Source organism: Sphingobium sp. FG11 (genome assembly GCF_057809915.1).
Genome location: NZ_JBMDKW010000005.1, coordinates 139,537 through 157,751, shown reverse-complemented (window position 1 = coordinate 157,751; position 18,215 = coordinate 139,537). Strand labels below are relative to the sequence as shown.

The following is an 18,215-nucleotide window of genomic DNA, read 5'->3' as shown; positions in this document are numbered from 1 at the left end:
TCTGACATTTAAGTCAGTGAAATTGACCTATTATATTGGGAAATTCGACCGAATGTTGCAAATATCGGATTATCCAGCAAAATTATAAGACCGTTTCGGCCCTATCTCATCGAAAGCCACAGGAGAGCGCCGATTCCCGCCGCGATCCGATACCAGGCGAAGGGCGCAAAGCCGCGCTTCGACACCAGACCGACAAACCAGTGAATGACCAGCAGCGCGACGATGAACGCGGTGACGAAGCCCAAGGCGATACTGTCCCAGCCGACGGTGGATGAGGTGATGCGGTCCCCATTTTTCACCAGTTCGAGCAGGGTCGCGCCCAGCATCGTCGGGATGGCGAGGAAAAAGCTGAACTCCGCCGCCGTGCGCCGTTCGACCCCCAGCGCCAGCGCCCCCATGATCGTCGCGCCGGACCGGCTGACGCCCGGAACCATCGCCAAGCACTGGATGAAGCCGATACCCACGACGCGGGCCAGCGGCACGTCCGCGATGCCATGAAAGCGCGCGCTCTTCGCGATGCGCTCGACCGCCAATATGGCGAAGCCGCCGACGATCAGCGCCCAGGCGACGACCCTTGGCGCGCCGAGCAGCGCCTCGATCTGCTTGTGAAGCGCTAGGCCGATGACCGCAGCCGGGATGAAGGCGACGATCAGGTTGCGCAGGAAGCGCCAGCTTGCGGGTTCCCGCCGGATCAGCCCGAGCATGACCGCCCAGAAGGTGCGCCAGTAGAGCGCGACCACTGCCAAAATCGCGCCCAGCTGGATGATGACGTTGAACATCGCCCAGGTGGACGCATCATAGCCGAGCAACTCGCTCGCGAGGATCAGATGCCCGGTGGAGGACACCGGCAGAAATTCCGTCAGCCCCTCGACAATGCCGAGCAGGATGACGGTGATATAATGCATGTCCATAACGGCTCCATCTTGCCAGCGTCGTGGCGGCGAGGATCAGGCCCGCGCGCGCCCGGCGAAGCGGCCGTGGCGGCGATAGCGCACCAGCCATTTGTCCGCGACCGCGCCAAGCGGCGTCGGCGCGACCCCGAGCGCCGCCAACCCCTGCGCGCCCGATGCGACCACATTGTCGCGCGACAGCATCGCCAGTTGATCGCCGGTGATGGGGCCACCGGGGAGGAAGCTGATGAATTTCGCCAGCGGCGCGGGAACGGGCACCAAAGTGCGGCTCCGGCCGATGGCGCTGGCGATCCAGCCGTTCAGTTCGAGCATGCTGAGCGTCTGCGGCCCGCCCAGTTCGAAGATCTTGCCCCCGAACGCTTGCGGATCGACGGCGGCGTTGGCGATCGCATGGGCGACGTCCTTCACATAGACCGGCTGGAACTTCGTGCCCGCACCGATCACCGGCACGACGGGCGCGATGCGGATCAACTCGGCGAAGCGGTTCACAAACTGATCCTCGGGTCCGAAGATGATCGACGGGCGGATGATCGTCGCTTGCGGGAAAGCCGCCTTCACAGCCTGTTCGCCCGCCGCCTTCGACCGGCCATAGGCGGACGGGCTTTCCGCGTCGGCGCCGATCGCGGAGACATGGACGAGCGCGCGCGCGCCAACCGTCGCGGCGGCCCGAGCGACATGGGCCGCGCCCTGATGATGCAGGCCGTCGAAATCGCCGCTCAGCACGCCGACGAGGTTGATGACGATATCGCTGCCGGCAACGGCGTTCGCAACGGTGGCGGGCTTGCGGATATCCGCCGCAACGAACTGGATCTGACCGAGGCCGGCAAGCGGCTTGACCCGCAGGGCGGTGGACAGGTTACGCTGCGCCACGCGCACCCGCGCGCCCTGCGCCAGCAGCGCCTGCACGACCTGACGACCCAGAAATCCGCCACCGCCGAACACCGTAACCAGACTGTCCTTCATCACGCGCGTCCCATGCCTGTTCTTGAGGGAATATCCATGCTCCCCTTGCCGCAGCCGCGCCATGCTGACAACCGCCGCGGCGAAACCTTGCCGCTTTTTAAGAGGTCCAACCTTGCAGCGAAGCGATCATCCACAACCCGAGTCCCAGGAACAGCAGCGCCGCGCCGATTTGCAGCGCCCGCATCGGCACCCGCTTCGCCAGCGCTTCGCCGAACAGCACGGCGGGGATATTCGCCGCCATCATGCCGAAGGTGGTTCCCGCCGTCACGGCGAGCAGATTGTCGAACTGCGCGCCCAGCGCCACGGTCGCGACCTGCGTCTTGTCGCCCATCTCCACCAGAAAGAAGGCCACCAGCGTCGTCATGAACACCCCGGCCTTTGACGGGGCGGCGAGTGGCGCATCCGCATCGATCGAATCGGGGATCAGGGTCCAGCCCGCCATCAGGATGAAACTCGCCGCGACCGCATAACGGAACCAGGGCTGGGTCAGTACGCCCGCGATGGAATGGCCGACCAGCGCGGCGAGGAAATGGTTGACGATGGTCGCACAGAAAATGCCGAGGATGATAGGCGCGGGCCTGCGAAAACGAGTCGCGAGCAGCATCGCCAATAATTGCGTCTTGTCGCCCATTTCGGCGAGCGCCACCAGCGCGGCGGAGGTGAGAAAGGCTTCCATGCGAAACATCCGGGCCGGGTTATGAAAGACACAATGCCACCGCCCTTCCCCGCCCGGCCGGACAGGAAAAGCCGATGCCATTGGTCTCACCCGATGCAGTCGCGGACTTTTGGTCCCGCCGCATCCCGTACGCCACGGCCTCTCGACCGAATATGTTGACGCACGGCCCGCTGGCTTGACGCGCAACGGCTGGCTACTCCCCAGATGACGCCTGAGTCTCTAGGCGTTGCCGTGAGCCATGGCAAGCCGGCGCAATGCTTCGTCCCGGCCGACCAGCGGCAGGAACAGCGCCATATCCGGCCCATGATCCAACCCCGTCAGCGCGCGGCGGAGCGGCAGGAACAACGCCTTGCCCTTGCGCCCTGTCTCGCCCTTCAGCCGGTCCGTCAGTGCGCGCCACACCATGTCGTCAAAGCCGAGTTCGGACAGCGCCGCATGGGCCGCGACGAGGAAATCGCGATCCTCCGCATCGATTTCCGCAGCATCGATCGGCCCGGTGACGATCCGCCACCAGTCCGCCGCTTGCGCCAGCGAATCGAGATTGGGCCGGATTGCCTCCCACGCCACCGCGCCCATGCCATCGGGCAGGCGCGCCTCCACCGCGTCGAACGGCAGTTGATGGACGATCTTCTGATTGATCGTCGCCAGCTCACCCTCATCGAAGCGGGCGGGCGCGCGACCGAAATGGCCGAAATCGAAGCTGTCGATCAGCGGCTCCGCGGTGACGAACGGCTCGACCGGCTGGCTGCTGCCGAGCCGCGCGAGTAGCGACAACAGCGCCATCGGCTCGATCCCGGCCTCGCGGAAATGGGCGACGCCGATCGACCCCAACCGCTTGGACAGCTTGCCCTCGCTGCCGGTCAGCAGCGCCTCGTGCGCGAAAGCGGGCAAGGGCGCGTCCAGTGCCGCGAACATCTGGATCTGCGTCGCGGTGTTCGACACATGATCCTCGCCCCGCAGCACATGGGTCACGCCCATATCGACGTCATCGATCACCGAGGGGAGCATATAGAGCCACGACCCGTCCGCGCGGCGGATCACCGGGTCCGACAACAGGCGCGGGTCGAATTGCTGCGGCCCGCGGATAAGATCGTCCCAAACGATCGGCTGCTCATGATCCAGCCGGAAGCGCCAATGCGGCCGGCGGCCTTCCGCCTCATACGCGGCGATCTGGTCCGGCGTCAGCGACAAGGCGGCGCGATCATAGACCGGCGGCAGTCCGCGCCCGAGCAGCACCTTGCGGCGCAGGTCCAGTTCCTGTGCGCTTTCATAAGCGGGATAGACCCGGCCCGCCGCCTTTAGCGCTTCGAACCGCGCTTCATACAGCGCAAAGCGATCCGACTGGCGCTCTTCCGCGTCCCACTCAAGCCCGAGCCAGCGCAGATCGGCGCGGATCGAGTCGACATATTCGGGGCGCGACCGTTCCAGATCGGTATCGTCGAGGCGCAGCAGGAAGCGTCCACCGCTCTTGCGCGCCCACAGCCAGTTATGCAGCGCGGCACGGATATTGCCGACATGCAGATGCCCGGTCGGCGACGGCGCAAAGCGGGTGATGACGGTCATGCCTTGCCCTCCTGCCGCTGTTCGCGCCGGTGGGACCACCAGCGAAGTCCCATGCCGATGATCGAACTGGCCATGCCAGCGATCAGGCAGAGGCGCAGCAGGCGATCATCCTTCGCGCTGTCCCATGCCACGACACCGATCAGCAGGACGCTGACCGTCGATATCAGATAGCCGATGGCCTTCAGCTGGCTGTTCCTGTTCATGATGATCGAAACGCGTTGGTGATCGGATAGCGGCGGTCGCGGCCGAAATTGCGGATGCCGATCTTGACCCCCGGCGGCGACTGGCGGCGCTTATATTCGGCGACGTAGAGCAGCCGCTCGATCCGGGCGACGGTATCCCGGTCGAAGCCGCGCGCGACCAGTTGTTCGACCGACAATTCCTCTTCGATCAGGCCGTAAAGCAGCGGGTCCAGCACCTCATAGGGCGGCAGACTGTCCTCATCCTTCTGATCGTCGCGCAATTCCGCGCTCGGCGGCTTGGTGATGACACGCTCGGGCATGACCGGGCCTGCGGGGCCGAAACTCTCCCCCAGCGAGGGGACGTTGGCGTTGCGCCAGCGGCACAGGTCGAACACGGTGGTCTTGTAGACATCCTTGAGCACCGAATAGCCGCCCGCCATGTCGCCATAGATGGTGGCGTAGCCGACCGACATCTCGCTCTTGTTGCCGGTGGTCAGCAGCATGTGGCCGAACTTGTTGCTGATCGCCATCAGCGTCAGCCCCCGGATGCGCGACTGGATATTCTCTTCGGTCAGATCGCGGGGCTGATCGGCGAAGACACCGGCCAGCATCGAATCGAACGCGGCGACGCCCGGCTCGATCGGAATCCTGTCATAACGCACGCCGAGCAGCCGCGCGCATTCTTGCCCATCGTCGAGGCTGTCCTGACTGGTGAAGCGCGACGGCATCATCACGCACCATACCCGGTCCGCGCCCAGAGCATCGACCGCGACCGCCGCCGACAGGGCCGAATCGATGCCCCCCGACAGGCCCAGCACCACACCGGGGAAGCGATTGCCGTTCACATAATCGCGCAGGCCCAGCACCATCGCATTATAGATATCGGCCGGCCGTTCATCGAGCGCATGGCGCTCACCCGGCAGGCAGACCCACTGCCCTTCCCATTTTTCCCACTGGGTGAGAACCAGCGCCTCTTCCCAGTCCGGCAGTTGGTGGGCGATGCCGAAATCCGCGTTCATCACGAAGGATGCGCCGTCGAACACCAGTTCATCCTGCCCGCCGACACGGTTGACATAGGCGAGCGGCAGGCCGGTTTCGCGGACGCGCGTGCCCGCGACGCCGTTCAGCCGGCGGTCGTCCTTGTCCACTTCGAACGGGCTGCCATTGGGGCTGATGAGGATCTCCGCTCCTTCGGCCTTGAGATGCGCGGTGACGAACGGGAACCAGATATCCTCGCAGATCGGCACGCCGATCTTCACGCCGCGAAAGTCGATCGGGGCGGGCAGCGGGCCGGGCGCGAACAGGCGTTTTTCATCGAACGTGCCGTAATTGGGCAATTCGCGCTTCTGCCGGATCGCCGTCACTGCGCCATCTTCCAGCAGCGCGACGACATTGAACAACACGCCCTGTGCCGCGACGACGGTGCCGACCAGCATCGCCGGGCCGCCATCGGCGGTGGCGCGCGCGAGCCGGTCCAGTTCCTGATTCGCCCGCTCGATCAGCGCTGGCTTCATCACCAGATCCTCGGGCGGATAGCCGATCAGCTGCAATTCGGGATAGACGATCAGGTCGGCGCCTGTCGCCCGATCGCGCCAGGCGAGCATGGCGTCGGCATTGGCGGCCAGATCGCCTACGGACTGGGTCATTTGCGCCAGCGCGATCACAAGTTTGTCGGTCATGGGCCGCGCCCCTAGAGCATTTTCGCCCGATGCGAAAATGCTCTATGATTTGATATCGCATTTTCAGAATCGCCGCCCGCGCAAAAGCGCCTTCCCACCGGGGACGCTCGTCGCTAAAGGGGCGGCGTTCCGACCATCGTCATCAATTCGTCACGCCATTTATATCGGGGGATTTGGCCATGAAGCTCATGACCGGCAATTCCAATAAGCCGCTGGCCGCCGCCATCGCCGACTATATCGAAATTCCCCTGACGGACGCCAGCGTGCGCCGCTTCGCCGATGAGGAAGTGTTCGTGGAAATCCACGAAAATGTCCGGGGCGAAGATGTGTTCGTGCTGCAATCGACCAGCTATCCGTGCAACGACAATCTGATGGAACTGCTCATCATGGTCGATGCGCTCAAGCGCGCGTCGGCCAAGCGGATCACGGCGGTCGTGCCCTATTTCGGCTATGCCCGGCAGGATCGCAAGCCCGGCCCGCGTACGCCGATCTCGGCCAAGCTGGTCGCCAACCTCATCACCACCGCCGGGGCCAACCGCGTCCTTTCGGTCGATCTGCATGCGGGGCAGATCCAGGGCTTTTTCGACATTCCGACCGACAATCTGTTCGGCGCGCCGGTGATGTCGGCCGATATCCAGGCGCGCTTTGGCGACCGCAACCTGATGGTCGTGTCGCCCGACGTCGGCGGCGTGGTGCGCGCCCGCGCGCTCGCCAAGCGACTCGATAACGCGCCGCTCGCCATCGTCGACAAGCGCCGCGAGCGGGCCGGCGAATCGGAAGTCATGAACATCATCGGCGACGTGAAGGGCCGATTCTGCGTCCTGATCGACGATATCGTCGATTCGGCTGGCACGCTCTGCAACGCCGCCGCCGCCCTGAAGGCCGCGGGCGCGGAAGAAGTCGTCGCCTATGTGACCCATGGCGTGCTGTCGGGCGGCGCGGTGGCGCGAGTCGAAGCCTCTTCGCTGCTGGAACTGGTCATCACCGATTCGATTCAGGGCACCGAGGCGGTGAACGGCGCATCCCGCATCCGCCAGTTGCCGATCGCGCCGCTGCTCGGCGAAGCGATCAAGCGCATCGCGGACGAGAGTTCGGTGTCCAGCCTGTTCGATTGATTTGTCCGCTTAGGCGGATTCTGCACCGGCCCGCGCGGGCCGGTGCCGTTCCATAACAAAGTCGCGCGGCGCGACTTTCGCTCAGGCGGCGGGAAACAGCAGCATCGGCGTGCAGAAGAGCAGCGCCAGCCCCAGCATCACGCGCTGTCCGCGTGTGATGCCGAGCGGCTTCGCGCCCCACAGCATCGGACAGGCGAGCACCGCCAGCGCCAGCAGGAGATTGGACAGCATCGCCGATCCGCCGACCGGCATATCCTGCCGCAGCGCCAGCCCCGCAAACAGGGCGACAAAGCCGATGATCCAACCCACAAACGCCATGGACAAGAGACTTAGCGTGGCGAGGTTGCGGAAGGCTTAAGCGCGACCGGCCTTGCCAGCCTAGCGCCCGCCCGACTTAGCCGCTAGGCGGGGGGCATGACGACCCGTGACGATCTGGCCCTCGCCCACCGCCTCGCCGACGCCGCCGGCGCCGCGATCCGCCCCTTTTTCCGCGCGCGCTACGATACCGATTTCAAGAGCGACCAGTCGCCCGTGACCGAAGCCGATCGCGCGGCGGAGATCGCGATCCGCTCGATTCTGGAGAAGGAACGTCCCGGCGACGGCATTATCGGCGAAGAATATGGCGCGACGCGCGAAGATGCCGAACGGGTGTGGATTCTCGATCCGATCGACGGCACGCGCAGCTTCATCGCCGGTCGGCCGATCTTCGGCACGCTGATCGCGCTGACGCTCGGCGGCTGGCCGACCGTCGGGATCATCGACCAGCCGGTCGCAGGCGAGCGCTGGGCCGGGATGACGGGCCAACCCACGACCTTCAACGGCAAGCCCATCCGCACCCGCGCCTGCCGCGATCTCGATCAGGCAATCCTCGCGTCGACCGCGCCGCAACTCTTCCCCGGCTGCACCGGCGAGCATTTCGCGCGGCTGGCGGGGCAGTGCCGCGACACGATCTGGGGCGGCGATTGCTATAATTACGGGCTGGTCGCGTCCGGCCATGTCGATATCGTGGTCGAAGCGGGCCTCAAGCTGCACGATATCGCCGCGCTGGTGCCCGTGGTCGAGGGTGCGGGTGGACGGATGTGCGACTGGAGCGGCGACCCGCTGACCGCCGACAGCGACGGGCAGGTGATCGCGCTGGGCGATCCCGCACGGCTCGACGATGTACTGGAAGCGCTGGCGCAGGGCCATGAGGGTCCTCATCACCACTGAGCAGAGGTGAGAGGCTCGCGAATCGCTTGCCTTTCGGCGCCCGGCCCCCTAAGGCGCGCCCTTCGCGATATTCAAGAGGGACCGCCCGGCTAACTAGGGCTGCCGTGGCTGTCTGTAATCGTCGCGCTGGATAAGGAGACGAAAATGCCCAAGATGAAGACCAAGAGCGGTGTGAAGAAGCGCTTCAAATTCACCGCCACCGGCAAAGTGAAGCACGGCGTCGCCGGCAAGCGTCACCGGCTGATCAGCCACAATGCGAAATATATTCGCCAGAACCGTGGCACGTCCGTGCTGTCCGATGCCGACGTCGCGCACGTCCGCCTCTGGGCACCCTACGGCCTGAAATAAGGAGTAGAGCACCATGGCACGCGTCAAACGGGGTGTAACCACCCGCGCCAAGCACAAGCGGATTCTGGAACAGGCGAAGGGCTATTATGGCCGTCGCAAGAATACCATCCGCGTCGCCCGTCAGGCGGTCGAAAAGGCCGGCCAATATGCGTATCGCGATCGCAAGGTTAAGAAGCGCAGCTTCCGTGGCCTGTGGATCCAGCGCATCAACGCCGGCGTCCGCGCCGAGGGCCTGACCTATTCGCAGTTCATGCACGGCCTCAAGCTCGCCGGTATCGACCTCGACCGCAAGGTTCTGGCCGACATCGCGATGCATGAAGGCGCAGCGTTCAGCGCCATCATCGCCCAGGCGAAGGCGGCTCTGCCCGCGGCTGCATAAGCAGACAGCGACAGTAAACCGAAAGGGCGCCGGGCGGAAGCTTCCGGCGCCCTTTTCGTTTGCTGGTCGACTGACATTTGTTTCGTCATTCCCGCGAAAGCGGGAACCCATTTTCTGAGCAAGCCTTGAAACGCGAGATTGACCCGACAGTCTATATCCTCGCCAGCCGCAGGAACGGCACGCTGTATACCGGCGTCACTTCCGACCTGATAAAGCGCCTGTACGAGCATCGAAACGGCTTGATACAGGGCTTCACCAGCGACTACGGCGTCAAACGCCTCGTCTGGTTCGAGGCGCATGACAATATGGGCAGCGCGATCTTGCGGGAAAAGCGGATCAAGAAATGGAACAGGCAGTGGAAGATCGACCTGATCGAAGCCTGCAACCCCGACTGGGACGACCTGGCTCTCAGTTTGGGTTTTGAGCCTTTACCGTCCTTGCGTGGCGGCTGATTGAAAGGTCAGGAGATGGGTTCCCGCTTGCGCGGGAATGACGGAATTTGGATGACTGAGTATGACTGAGATTGCCAATCTGAAAGCCGGCCTGCTGGCCGACATTGCCGCCGCGCAGACGCCCGAGGCTGTGGAAGCGCTGCGCGTCGGCGCGCTCGGCAAGAGCGGCGTCGTCACCGCATTGCTCAAGACGCTGGGCGGCATGAGCGCGGACGAGCGGCTGGAACAGGGACCCCCGATCCAGGATTTGCGCGAATCGGTCGCCGCCGCGATTGGCGAGAAGAAGGCGGCGCTCGATCAGGCGGCGCTCGACGCGCGGCTCGCGTCGGAGACGGTCGACATGACCCTGCCCGCCGATCCGGGTCCGCAGGGCAGCGTCCACCCGGTCAGCCAAGTGATGGACGAACTGGCGGAGATCTTCGCCGATCTCGGCTTCTCGGTCGCCACCGGGCCGGAGATCGAGGATGACTGGCATAATTTCACCGCGCTCAACATTCCCGAAACCCATCCCGCGCGCGCGATGCACGACACATTCTACTTCCCCGATGAAGAGGGGCAGAAACGGATGCTGCTCCGCACCCATACTTCGCCGGTGCAAATCCGCACGATGATGACGACGCCCCCGCCGATCCGCATCATCGCGCCCGGCCGCGTCTATCGCAGCGACAGCGACGCGACCCACACGCCGATGTTCCACCAGATCGAAGGGCTGGTGATCGACAAGGGGATCACGCTAGGCCATCTCAAATGGACGCTGGAAACCTTTCTCAAGGCATTTTTCGAGCGTGAGGATATCGTCCTGCGCCTGCGCCCCAGCTATTTCCCCTTCACCGAACCGTCGGTCGAGGTCGATGTCGGCTATACTGCGATCAACGGCCAGCGGGTCATCGGCGGCGATGGCGATGCGCCCGATGGCGGCTGGCTGGAAGTGCTGGGCAGCGGCATGGTCCATCGCAAGGTGATCGAGGCGTGCGGGCTGGACCCGGACGAATGGCAGGGCTTCGCCTTTGGCACCGGCGTCGACCGGCTCGCCATGCTGAAATATGGGATGAACGATTTGCGCGCTTTCTTCGACGGCGATCTGCGCTGGCTGAAACATTACGGCTTCTCCGCTCTCGACGTGCCCACATTGTCGGGAGGAGTCGGCGCATGAAATTCACGCTGAACTGGCTCAAGACGCATCTGGCGACCGATGCCGACCTGCCGACGATCCTCAAGACGCTGAACGCCATCGGGCTGGAGGTCGAGGGCGTCGATGACCCCGCCGAAAAGCTGGGCGGGTTCCGCATCGCCAGGGTGCTGACCGCCGAGCGCCACCCGCAGGCCGACAAGCTGCAAGTGCTGACAGTGGATCAGGGCGACGGCGCACCGCTTCAGGTCGTATGCGGCGCGCCCAACGCCCGCGCGGGCCTGATCGGCGTGTTCGGGGTCGAAGGCGCGGTGGTGCCGTCGAACGGCATGGTGCTGAAGAAAACCGCGATCCGTGGCGTCGAATCCAACGGCATGATGTGCTCTTCCCGCGAACTGGAACTGGGCGAGGATCATGACGGCATCATCGAACTGCCCGCCGATGCGCCGGTCGGGCAGGTCTATGCCCAATATGCGGGGCTGAACGACCCCGTCATCGACGTGTCGATCACACCGAACCGGCAGGATTGCATGGGCGTACGCGGCATCGCGCGCGATCTGGCGGCGGCGGGCCTCGGCACGCTCAACGCCATCATCGTGCCCACGATCGAGGGCGCGAGTCCCGGTCCCGACGTGCGGATCGAGGATGCGGAAGGCTGCCCCGCCTTCTTCGCCCGATCGGTGCGCGGCGTGACCAATGGCGCGTCGCCCGACTGGATGGCGCGGCGGCTAAAGGCGATCGGGCAAAAGCCGATCAGCGCGCTCGTCGACATCACCAACTATATCATGATCGACCTCGGCCGCCCGCTCCATGTCTATGACATGGCGACGCTGAAAGGCCCCCTCGTCGCGCGCAAGGGGCGCAGCGGCGAGCAGGTGCTGGCGCTCAACGGCAAGACCTATGGCGTGGACGAGTCGATGACCGTCATCGCGGACGACGAGACTGTGCACGATATCGGCGGCATCATGGGCGGCGAACATTCGGGCGCGCAGCCGCATACGACCGATGTGCTGATCGAATGCGCGTATTTCACGCCCGAACGGATCGCGATGACCGGGCAGAAGCTGGCGTTGACCAGCGACGCGCGCGGCCGGTTCGAACGCGGGGTCGATCCCGCCTTCCTCGACGATGGCCTGTCGATCGCGACCTTCCTCGTCACCAGCCTGTGCGGCGGTTCCCCAAGCGAAGCGACCCGCGCGGGCACGCCGCCGGCTGCGAACAAGGCGGTCGCCTATGCCCCCGAGCAGTGCCTCGCGCTCGCGGGCGTCGATGTCGCGGCGGACGAGCAGAAGCGCATCCTCGAAAGTCTGGGCTTCACCGTCAGCGGCGAAGCATCAGCCGTCGAATATCAGGACGGCGTGCCGGTGAGCGTGCCCGCAAGCTGGGCCATCGCCGTGCCGAGCTGGCGGCGCGACGTCGATGGCTGGGCCGATATCGTCGAGGAAGTCGTGCGCATCGTCGGTCTCGACCGTGTGCCCTCGACGCCGCTGCCCCGCCTGCCCGGCGTCGCCCGTCCGACCGCCACGCCCGAACAGCTGGTCGAACGCCGCGTGCGCCGCACCGCCGCCGCGCGTGGCCTCTCCGAAGCGATCAACTGGTCCTTCCTCTCGGAAAAGGAAGCCGCGTCGGTCGGCGGCGGCCAATGGTCGCTCGCCAACCCGATTTCGGAGGATCTGAAGGTCATGCGGCCCTCGCTGCTGCCCGGCCTGCTGTCGGCGACGCGCCGCAATATGGATCGCGGCGCGGCGTCGGTGCGGCTGTTCGAGCTGGGCCGCCGCTATTTCAGGCAGGGCGAGCGCGCCACGGTCGGCTTCGTGCTGGCGGGCGACAAAACCCCGCGCGGCTGGCGATCGGGCAAGGCGCAGCCGTTCGACGCCTTCGACGCCAAGGCGGAAATCCTTGCTTTGCTCGCCGCCGCAGGCGCGCCGGTCGCCAATCTCCAGAATTTCGATGACGCGTCGGCCGCCTATCATCCGGGGCAGTCGGGCACGCTGCGGCTCGGGCCGAAAACCGTGCTGGCCGAATATGGCGTGCTGCATCCCGCCATCGCCAAACAGTTCGGCGTGAGCGGCACGGCGGTGGCCGGGGAGATCTTCCTCGACGCCATTCCGGGCAAGCGCAAAGCGGGCTTCATGCGCGCGCCCTATGCGCCGCCCGCGCTGCAAGCGGTGAAGCGCGACTTCGCCTTCCTCGTGGCCGATGCGGTCGAGGCCGATGCGCTGGTGCGCGCCGTGCGGGGCGCGGACAAGAAAGCTATCGTGGATGCGCGCCTGTTCGACATCTTCGTCGGGCCGGGCGTGGAGGACGGCCATAAGTCGGTCGCGATCGAAGTGACGCTCCAGCCGGGCGAAAAGAGCTTCGCGCAGGAAGAACTGGACGCGATCAGCGCGGCGATCGTGAAAGCGGCGGCGAAAATCGGCGGCGTGCTGCGCGGCTGAGGCTTAAAAGGAGAGGGACATGGCGGACGATCTGGTTTCGATTCGATCGGAGGCCCTGTCCGCCGCCATCAACCCGCTGGGCGCGGAATTGTGGTCGCTGAGCGATGCGGACGGGCGCGCGCTGATGACCGATGCCGATCCGCGCTGGTGGACCGGGCATGCGCCGCTGCTGTTTCCCTTCGTCGGCCGGTCGCGCGGCGACGTCTATCGGCTCGACGGGCGCGACTATTCGATGGCGCAGCATGGCTTCGCGCGGAAAATGACGTTCGATCCGATCGAACGGGAGACGGACAGCGCCACCTTCCGGCTGGAGGCTGACGCGGCCACCCGCGCCGTCTATCCGTTCGACTTCCGGCTCGACATGCGCTTTGCCCTGAGCGGCGCGACGCTGATGATGACGGCGACCGTCAGCAACCGGGGCGAGGCGGCCATGCCCTTTTCCTTCGGTTATCACCCCGCTTTCGCCTGGCCCCTGCCCTATGGCGGTGCCGTCGAGGATCATCGCATCCTGTTCGAACGATCCGAGCCAGCGCCGATCCGCAAAGTCGGCGACGAGCCGGGCCTGATCGCGCGGGAGAGCATCGCCTCACCGGTGGACGGCGACGTGCTGGCACCGACCTATGCCATGTTCGAGGGCGACGCGCTGATCTGGGATGATTTGCACAGCCGCAGCCTGTATTGGGGCGTGCCCGGTCGGACCCGGTTGCAAATCGACTTCCCCGACACCTCCTGGCTAGGCCTGTGGCAGAAGCCCGGCGCGCATTATCTGTGCGTCGAGCCATGGGCGGGGATGGCGGACCTTGTCGGCTTCGCCGGCGACGTCTGGGACAAACAGGGGATCATGAGCCTGTTGCCCGGCGACACGCGGTCCTTCCGCATGGCTGTGACGCTGGCGCCGCCGGACCCGGCACCCTATGTCGGGGCGCAACCGGGAGACGCCGCATGACCAGATCCATCCGCATCGACTTCATATCCGACATCAGTTGCCCCTGGTGCATCATCGGGTTGCGCGCGCTGGAACAAGCGGTCGAACGGCTGGAAGGCGAGGTCGCGGTCGATTTCCACTTCCAGCCCTTCCAGCTGCAACCCGACATGCCGCGCGGCGGCGAGAAGCTGACCGACCTGATGCAGCGCAAGTTCGGTGGCTCGGCGCAGGATGCGCTGGAGAAGCGCGGAGCCATTGCCGAACGCGCGGCGGCGGAGGGGTTCGACATGCGCGTGTCGGACGCAGCGCGCGTCTATAATACGTTCGATGCGCACCGGCTGCTGCACTGGGCGGGGCTGGAAGGCAAGCAACATGCCTGCAAGCGCGCCCTGTTCGACGCCCATTTCACGCGGGGCGAGGCGATGGACGATCCCGATGTGCTGGCCGCCATCGCTGCCCGCGCCGGGCTGGACCCGGATGCCGCGCGCGCCGTCATCACCAGCGACCGCTATGCGCAGGAGGTCAGCGCGGACGAGGCGTTGTGGCGCAATCGCGGTATCCAGTCCGTCCCGGCGATCGTGATCGACGGAAAATATCTGATCTCGGGCGGGCAGCCGGTGGAGACGTTCGAACAGGCCCTGCGCCAGATCGCGGCGGAGCCGGCGGAGGCGCTGCCGCACTGACTCGGAGTGTGGCCGGAACGCGGCCCGGAATGCTGGCGCGGGCGGCGATAATCGCTATAGGAGCGGGCCATGAGCATTCCATCCCGCCGCACCTTCGCGATCATTTCCCACCCGGACGCCGGCAAGACCACGCTGACCGAAAAGCTGCTGCTGGAAGGCGGCGCGATCCATATGGCGGGCGAGGTCAAGGCGCGCGGGGCGAACCGGCGCGCGCGATCGGACTGGATGAAGATCGAGCAGCAGCGCGGCATTTCCGTCACCAGCTCGGTCATGACGTTCGAACGGACCCGCGATGGCGAAACCATCACCTTCAACCTGCTCGACACGCCGGGGCATGAGGATTTCAGCGAGGACACCTATCGCACGCTGACCGCCGTCGACAGCGCCGTCATGGTGATCGACGCGGCCAAGGGCATCGAGCCGCAGACGCGCAAGCTGTTCGAGGTGTGCCGCCTGCGCAATGTGCCGATCATCACCTTCGTCAACAAGGTCGATCGCGAAGGGCGCGAGACCTTCGGCCTGCTCGACGAGGTGGCGGACCAGTTGCAGCTCGACGTGTGCCCGATGAGCTGGCCGGTCGGCATGGGCGGCGAGTTCGAAGGTATCTACGACTTCGCCACCAACCGGCTGATGCAGCCGACCGGGCCGAGCAAGGAATTTGACGGGACACGGCACCAGTTCACCGGGCTGGGCGATCCAAGGCTCGCCGACTTCATCTCGCCGCGGGGCCTTGCAAAGCTGCGCGAGGAGGCGGAACTGGCGCAGGGCGGCTATGCCCATTTCGATCTCGCCCGCTATCGCCATGGCGATCTGACCCCCGTCTATTTCGGTTCGGCGCTCAAGCTGTTCGGCGTCACCGAACTAATTGACGCGCTCGCCGCCCATGCGCCGCCGCCGCGCGCCCAGCCGGCGCAGCCCGCGCCGGTCGAGCCGGAGGGCAGCGAAGTCACCGGCTTCATCTTCAAGGTGCAGGCCAATATGGACCCGATGCACCGCGACCGCATCGCGTTCATGCGACTGGTGTCGGGCAAATTCAAACGCGGCATGAAGCTGACCCCGAGCGGATCGGGCAAGCCGCTCGCGGTGCATTCGCCGATCCTCTTCTTCGCGCAGGACCGCGAACTGGCGGACGAGGCGTTTCCCGGCGACATCATCGGCATTCCCAACCATGGCGCGCTGCGGGTCGGTGACACGCTGAGCGAGAAACCGGGGCTGCGCTTCACCGGCCTGCCCAATTTCGCGCCCGAAATCCTGCGCCGGGTGCAACTCAAGGACCCGACCAAGACCAAGCAGCTCCGCAAGGCGCTGGATGACCTGTCCGAAGAGGGCGTGATCCAGGTTTTCTATCCCGACATCGGCAGCAACTGGATTGTCGGCGTCGTGGGGCAATTGCAGCTCGAAGTGCTGATTTCCCGGCTGGAGGCGGAATATAAGGTCGCCGCCGGGCTGGAACCCTCCCCCTACGACACCGCGCGCTGGATCAGCGGCGACGAAGCCGCGATCAAGGATCTGGTCGCCTATAATGGCGGCAGCATGGCCAAGGATCGCGACGGCAACCTCGTCTTCATGGCGAAAAGCGCGTGGGACATCGGCTACCAGCAGGAACGCCACCCCAAGGTGAAGTTCAGCGCAACAAAGGAACGGTAAGGGCCGTCCGTTCAGGCACGACGAAGGGCAGCTACTGGTCGATCCGGTGGGTTGTTGCCAACGCATCGCCAGACTTCGATAAGCCCGCAGGCGCAACGCGACGCCTGGTGCCTATGGGAGAGACAATATGGGTGACGGCCCGATCTTTGGTCTGACGAGCGCTTTCACGAACTTCATGCTTTCGCCCAAGGAAGTCGCCCAATGGTCGGAGGCGAATGGCTTCGAATCGATCTGGATCGGCGAACATTCCCACGTTCCCACCGGGCAAAAATCGCTGCGCCCCGAATATAAGGAAACGCCCGCCACCTATCGCGAGCTGTATGATCCGCTCCTCACCCTGATGAACATCGCCGACGCGACCACCACGCTGAAGCTTGGCACGTCGATCCTCATCCTTCCCGAACATCATCCGATCCGTCTGGCGAAGATGATTTCGACGCTCGACCAGATTTCGGGGGGCCGCGTGATATTGGGCGTCGGCGCGGGCTGGAGCGCCGAGGAAATGGCGGATTATGGCATCGACTTCAAGGATCGCTGGAAGTTCACGCGGGAATCCGTCCTGGCGATGCGCGAGATCTGGAACAACGAAATCGCCGAATTTTCGGGCGAAATGATCCATTTCGATCCGATGTGGTGCGGTCCCAAGCCGGTCCAGCCGGGCGGCCCGCGCGTGCTGATGGGTGCATGGAACAGGCTGGCTCTGCCCCGCGCCGCGGACTATTGCGACGGGTGGCTGCCGGTCGATCAGGGCGAACGAATGGCCAGTTGCGTCACCGAACTGCGCGAAGAATGCGACCGCCTCGGCCGGTCCTTCGACGATATGGATCTTACGGTCCTCATCGATCCGCTGGCGGCTTTTTCGACGTCCGGCGGCGTGGAAAAGCGGGTCGAGGAACTGCACGCGATGGGCTTCAAGCGCATGCTGCTCTATTTCATGCAGGAACCCGCCGAGGTCCAGTGGGAAAGCCTGGACCGGCTGGGCGCGATCGCCAAGGCGTTCCAGTAGGTCGTTCGCCAGCCGTCACGCCTTCCCTTCCCGCCTATCATCGGCGCGGTGTCCGCAGTGGAACGGGAGGCGTGGCGGATGGCGTGCTGTCGCCCTGCGGCCACAGGGGCGATGAAAGCCGTCCTATTTCCTCCCGGAACGGCATTTTCACCCTGTCCTATCGCCAGTCTGCCGAAATACTCTCTCCCGGTCTTTGAACTGTCGGGAAATCCCTGCCCTCGCGCCTACGCGCGCGCAGGCGCGCACGCGCCAGAGCGTATACTTCGGCGGAAAAGCGGCGATGCGGCGAGCCATTCGTCCGCCCGCGTCCTATTTGCGCAGCAGGAACACCGCATGTTCGGCGAAAAGATTCGCGTTGGCGTGGGTGGTTTCCCGGTCGCCCTTGAGGAACCACTGGCCATCGATGGTCCAGCCGCGTGTCCGAACCAGCGCCCGGAAATCGTCCACCGTCACATGATGGATGTTGAGCGTATTATACCAGGTATCGGGCAACAGCCGCGTCACCGGCATCCGCCCGCCCCACATCAGCGACAGCCGACCGCGCCAGTGGGCAAAATTGGGAAAGGACACGAACGCCTGACGCCCGATGCGCAGCAGTTCGTCCACCACCATGTCGGGCCGCCGCGTCGTCTGGAGCGTCTGGCTGAGGATCGCATAGTCGAAACTGGCGTCGGGATAATAGCCTAGGTCGGTGTCGGCGTCACCCTGCACCACGGAAAGCCCGCGCCCGACCGCCGCCGCGACATTGCCGCCGTCGATCTCCAGCCCCCGCGCGTCAACCTGCTTGGCATCGCGCAGCGCCGCCATCAGCGCCCCGTCGCCGCAGCCCACGTCCAGCACCCGCGCGCCCTGCCGCACCGTCCGCGCGATGAGGGCGAGGTCGGGACGCAGCGGCTCGATTCCCACTGCC

Annotated in this window: 19 protein-coding genes and 1 riboswitch; of the genes, 11 read left to right on the top strand and 8 right to left on the bottom strand. The window is 65.2% G+C overall.

Annotated features, from left to right (window positions below; all coding sequences use genetic code 11):
* Positions 1–101: 101 nt before the first annotated feature.
* From ACODSN_RS06400 to ACODSN_RS06375, 6 genes are all read right to left on the bottom strand, one after another.
* A complete protein-coding gene (locus ACODSN_RS06400) occupies positions 102–911 on the bottom strand; it encodes an undecaprenyl-diphosphate phosphatase (protein WP_489054013.1) in 810 nt (269 codons plus the stop codon).
* 36 nt (positions 912–947) lie between these two features.
* Positions 948–1,874 carry a complex I NDUFA9 subunit family protein gene (locus ACODSN_RS06395; protein ID WP_489054011.1) on the bottom strand — a complete coding sequence of 309 codons (927 nt, stop codon included), beginning with the start codon at positions 1,872–1,874 and terminating at the stop codon, positions 948–950.
* A gap of 97 nt (positions 1,875–1,971) precedes the next feature.
* Entirely contained in the window at positions 1,972–2,550 is a 579-nt protein-coding gene (locus ACODSN_RS06390; protein ID WP_489054010.1) for a TMEM165/GDT1 family protein, read from the bottom strand.
* A gap of 12 nt (positions 2,551–2,562) precedes the next feature.
* Positions 2,563–2,765: riboswitch (yybP-ykoY riboswitch) on the bottom strand.
* 4 nt (positions 2,766–2,769) lie between these two features.
* A complete protein-coding gene (gene gltX / locus ACODSN_RS06385; protein ID WP_489054009.1) occupies positions 2,770–4,113 on the bottom strand; it encodes a glutamate--tRNA ligase in 1,344 nt (447 codons plus the stop codon).
* Positions 4,110–4,316 carry a hypothetical protein gene (locus tag ACODSN_RS06380; RefSeq protein ID WP_489054008.1) on the bottom strand — a complete coding sequence of 69 codons (207 nt, stop codon included), beginning with the start codon at positions 4,314–4,316 and terminating at the stop codon, positions 4,110–4,112. Before ACODSN_RS06380 ends, gltX begins: the two co-directional genes overlap by 4 nt.
* A complete protein-coding gene (locus ACODSN_RS06375) occupies positions 4,313–5,974 on the bottom strand; it encodes an NAD+ synthase (protein WP_489054006.1) in 1,662 nt (553 codons plus the stop codon). The genes ACODSN_RS06380 and ACODSN_RS06375 overlap by 4 nt, the downstream gene beginning before the upstream one ends.
* Before the next feature lie 179 nt (positions 5,975–6,153).
* On the opposite strand from ACODSN_RS06375, the gene ACODSN_RS06370 reads away from it, so the two are divergent.
* Positions 6,154–7,089 carry a ribose-phosphate pyrophosphokinase gene (locus ACODSN_RS06370; protein ID WP_489054005.1) on the top strand — a complete coding sequence of 312 codons (936 nt, stop codon included), beginning with the start codon at positions 6,154–6,156 and terminating at the stop codon, positions 7,087–7,089.
* An 81-nt stretch (positions 7,090–7,170) separates the two neighbouring features.
* Here the strand turns inward: ACODSN_RS06370 and ACODSN_RS06365 are convergent, their stop codons facing one another.
* A complete protein-coding gene (locus ACODSN_RS06365) occupies positions 7,171–7,407 on the bottom strand; it encodes a hypothetical protein (protein WP_489054004.1) in 237 nt (78 codons plus the stop codon).
* 96 nt (positions 7,408–7,503) lie between these two features.
* Here ACODSN_RS06365 and hisN point away from each other — a divergent pair, with 96 nt between their 5' ends.
* The 10 genes from hisN to ACODSN_RS06315 all read left to right on the top strand — a co-directional run bounded on the left by hisN (position 7,504) and on the right by ACODSN_RS06315 (position 17,305).
* Positions 7,504–8,298, top strand: coding sequence for a histidinol-phosphatase (hisN, locus tag ACODSN_RS06360; protein ID WP_489054003.1), 795 nt, complete (start codon positions 7,504–7,506; stop codon positions 8,296–8,298).
* A 144-nt stretch (positions 8,299–8,442) separates the two neighbouring features.
* On the top strand, positions 8,443–8,646 hold the full coding sequence (gene rpmI / locus ACODSN_RS06355; RefSeq protein WP_007711873.1) for a 50S ribosomal protein L35: 204 nt from the start codon (positions 8,443–8,445) through the stop codon (positions 8,644–8,646).
* A 13-nt stretch (positions 8,647–8,659) separates the two neighbouring features.
* On the top strand, positions 8,660–9,025 hold the full coding sequence (gene rplT, locus ACODSN_RS06350) for a 50S ribosomal protein L20 (protein WP_489054001.1): 366 nt from the start codon (positions 8,660–8,662) through the stop codon (positions 9,023–9,025).
* 125 nt (positions 9,026–9,150) lie between these two features.
* Positions 9,151–9,477: a GIY-YIG nuclease family protein gene (locus tag ACODSN_RS06345; protein ID WP_489053999.1), complete on the top strand. Its 327-nt coding sequence runs from the start codon at positions 9,151–9,153 to the stop codon at positions 9,475–9,477.
* A 61-nt stretch (positions 9,478–9,538) separates the two neighbouring features.
* Entirely contained in the window at positions 9,539–10,630 is a 1,092-nt protein-coding gene (gene pheS / locus ACODSN_RS06340; protein WP_489053998.1) for a phenylalanine--tRNA ligase subunit alpha, read from the top strand.
* The gene (gene pheT, locus ACODSN_RS06335) at positions 10,627–13,044 is read left to right on the top strand and encodes a phenylalanine--tRNA ligase subunit beta (RefSeq protein WP_489053997.1); all 2,418 of its coding nucleotides are present in this window, start codon (positions 10,627–10,629) and stop codon (positions 13,042–13,044) included. The genes pheS and pheT overlap by 4 nt, the downstream gene beginning before the upstream one ends.
* A 19-nt stretch (positions 13,045–13,063) precedes the next feature.
* Positions 13,064–13,990 (top strand): aldose 1-epimerase family protein, encoded by a 927-nt coding sequence (locus tag ACODSN_RS06330; protein ID WP_489053996.1) that lies wholly within the window; start codon positions 13,064–13,066, stop codon positions 13,988–13,990.
* Positions 13,987–14,652, top strand: a complete 666-nt coding sequence (locus tag ACODSN_RS06325) for a DsbA family oxidoreductase (protein ID WP_489053994.1) — start codon at positions 13,987–13,989, stop codon at positions 14,650–14,652. Before ACODSN_RS06330 ends, ACODSN_RS06325 begins: the two co-directional genes overlap by 4 nt.
* Before the next feature lie 69 nt (positions 14,653–14,721).
* Positions 14,722–16,299, top strand: coding sequence for a peptide chain release factor 3 (locus ACODSN_RS06320; protein WP_489053993.1), 1,578 nt, complete (start codon positions 14,722–14,724; stop codon positions 16,297–16,299).
* Positions 16,300–16,426: 127 nt separating this feature from the next.
* Positions 16,427–17,305: a TIGR03619 family F420-dependent LLM class oxidoreductase gene (locus ACODSN_RS06315; RefSeq protein ID WP_489053991.1), complete on the top strand. Its 879-nt coding sequence runs from the start codon at positions 16,427–16,429 to the stop codon at positions 17,303–17,305.
* Positions 17,306–17,614: 309 nt separating this feature from the next.
* Here the strand turns inward: ACODSN_RS06315 and metW are convergent, their stop codons facing one another.
* The gene (metW, locus tag ACODSN_RS06310) at positions 17,615–18,205 is read right to left on the bottom strand and encodes a methionine biosynthesis protein MetW (RefSeq protein ID WP_489054134.1); all 591 of its coding nucleotides are present in this window, start codon (positions 18,203–18,205) and stop codon (positions 17,615–17,617) included.
* Positions 18,206–18,215: the final 10 nt, after the last annotated feature.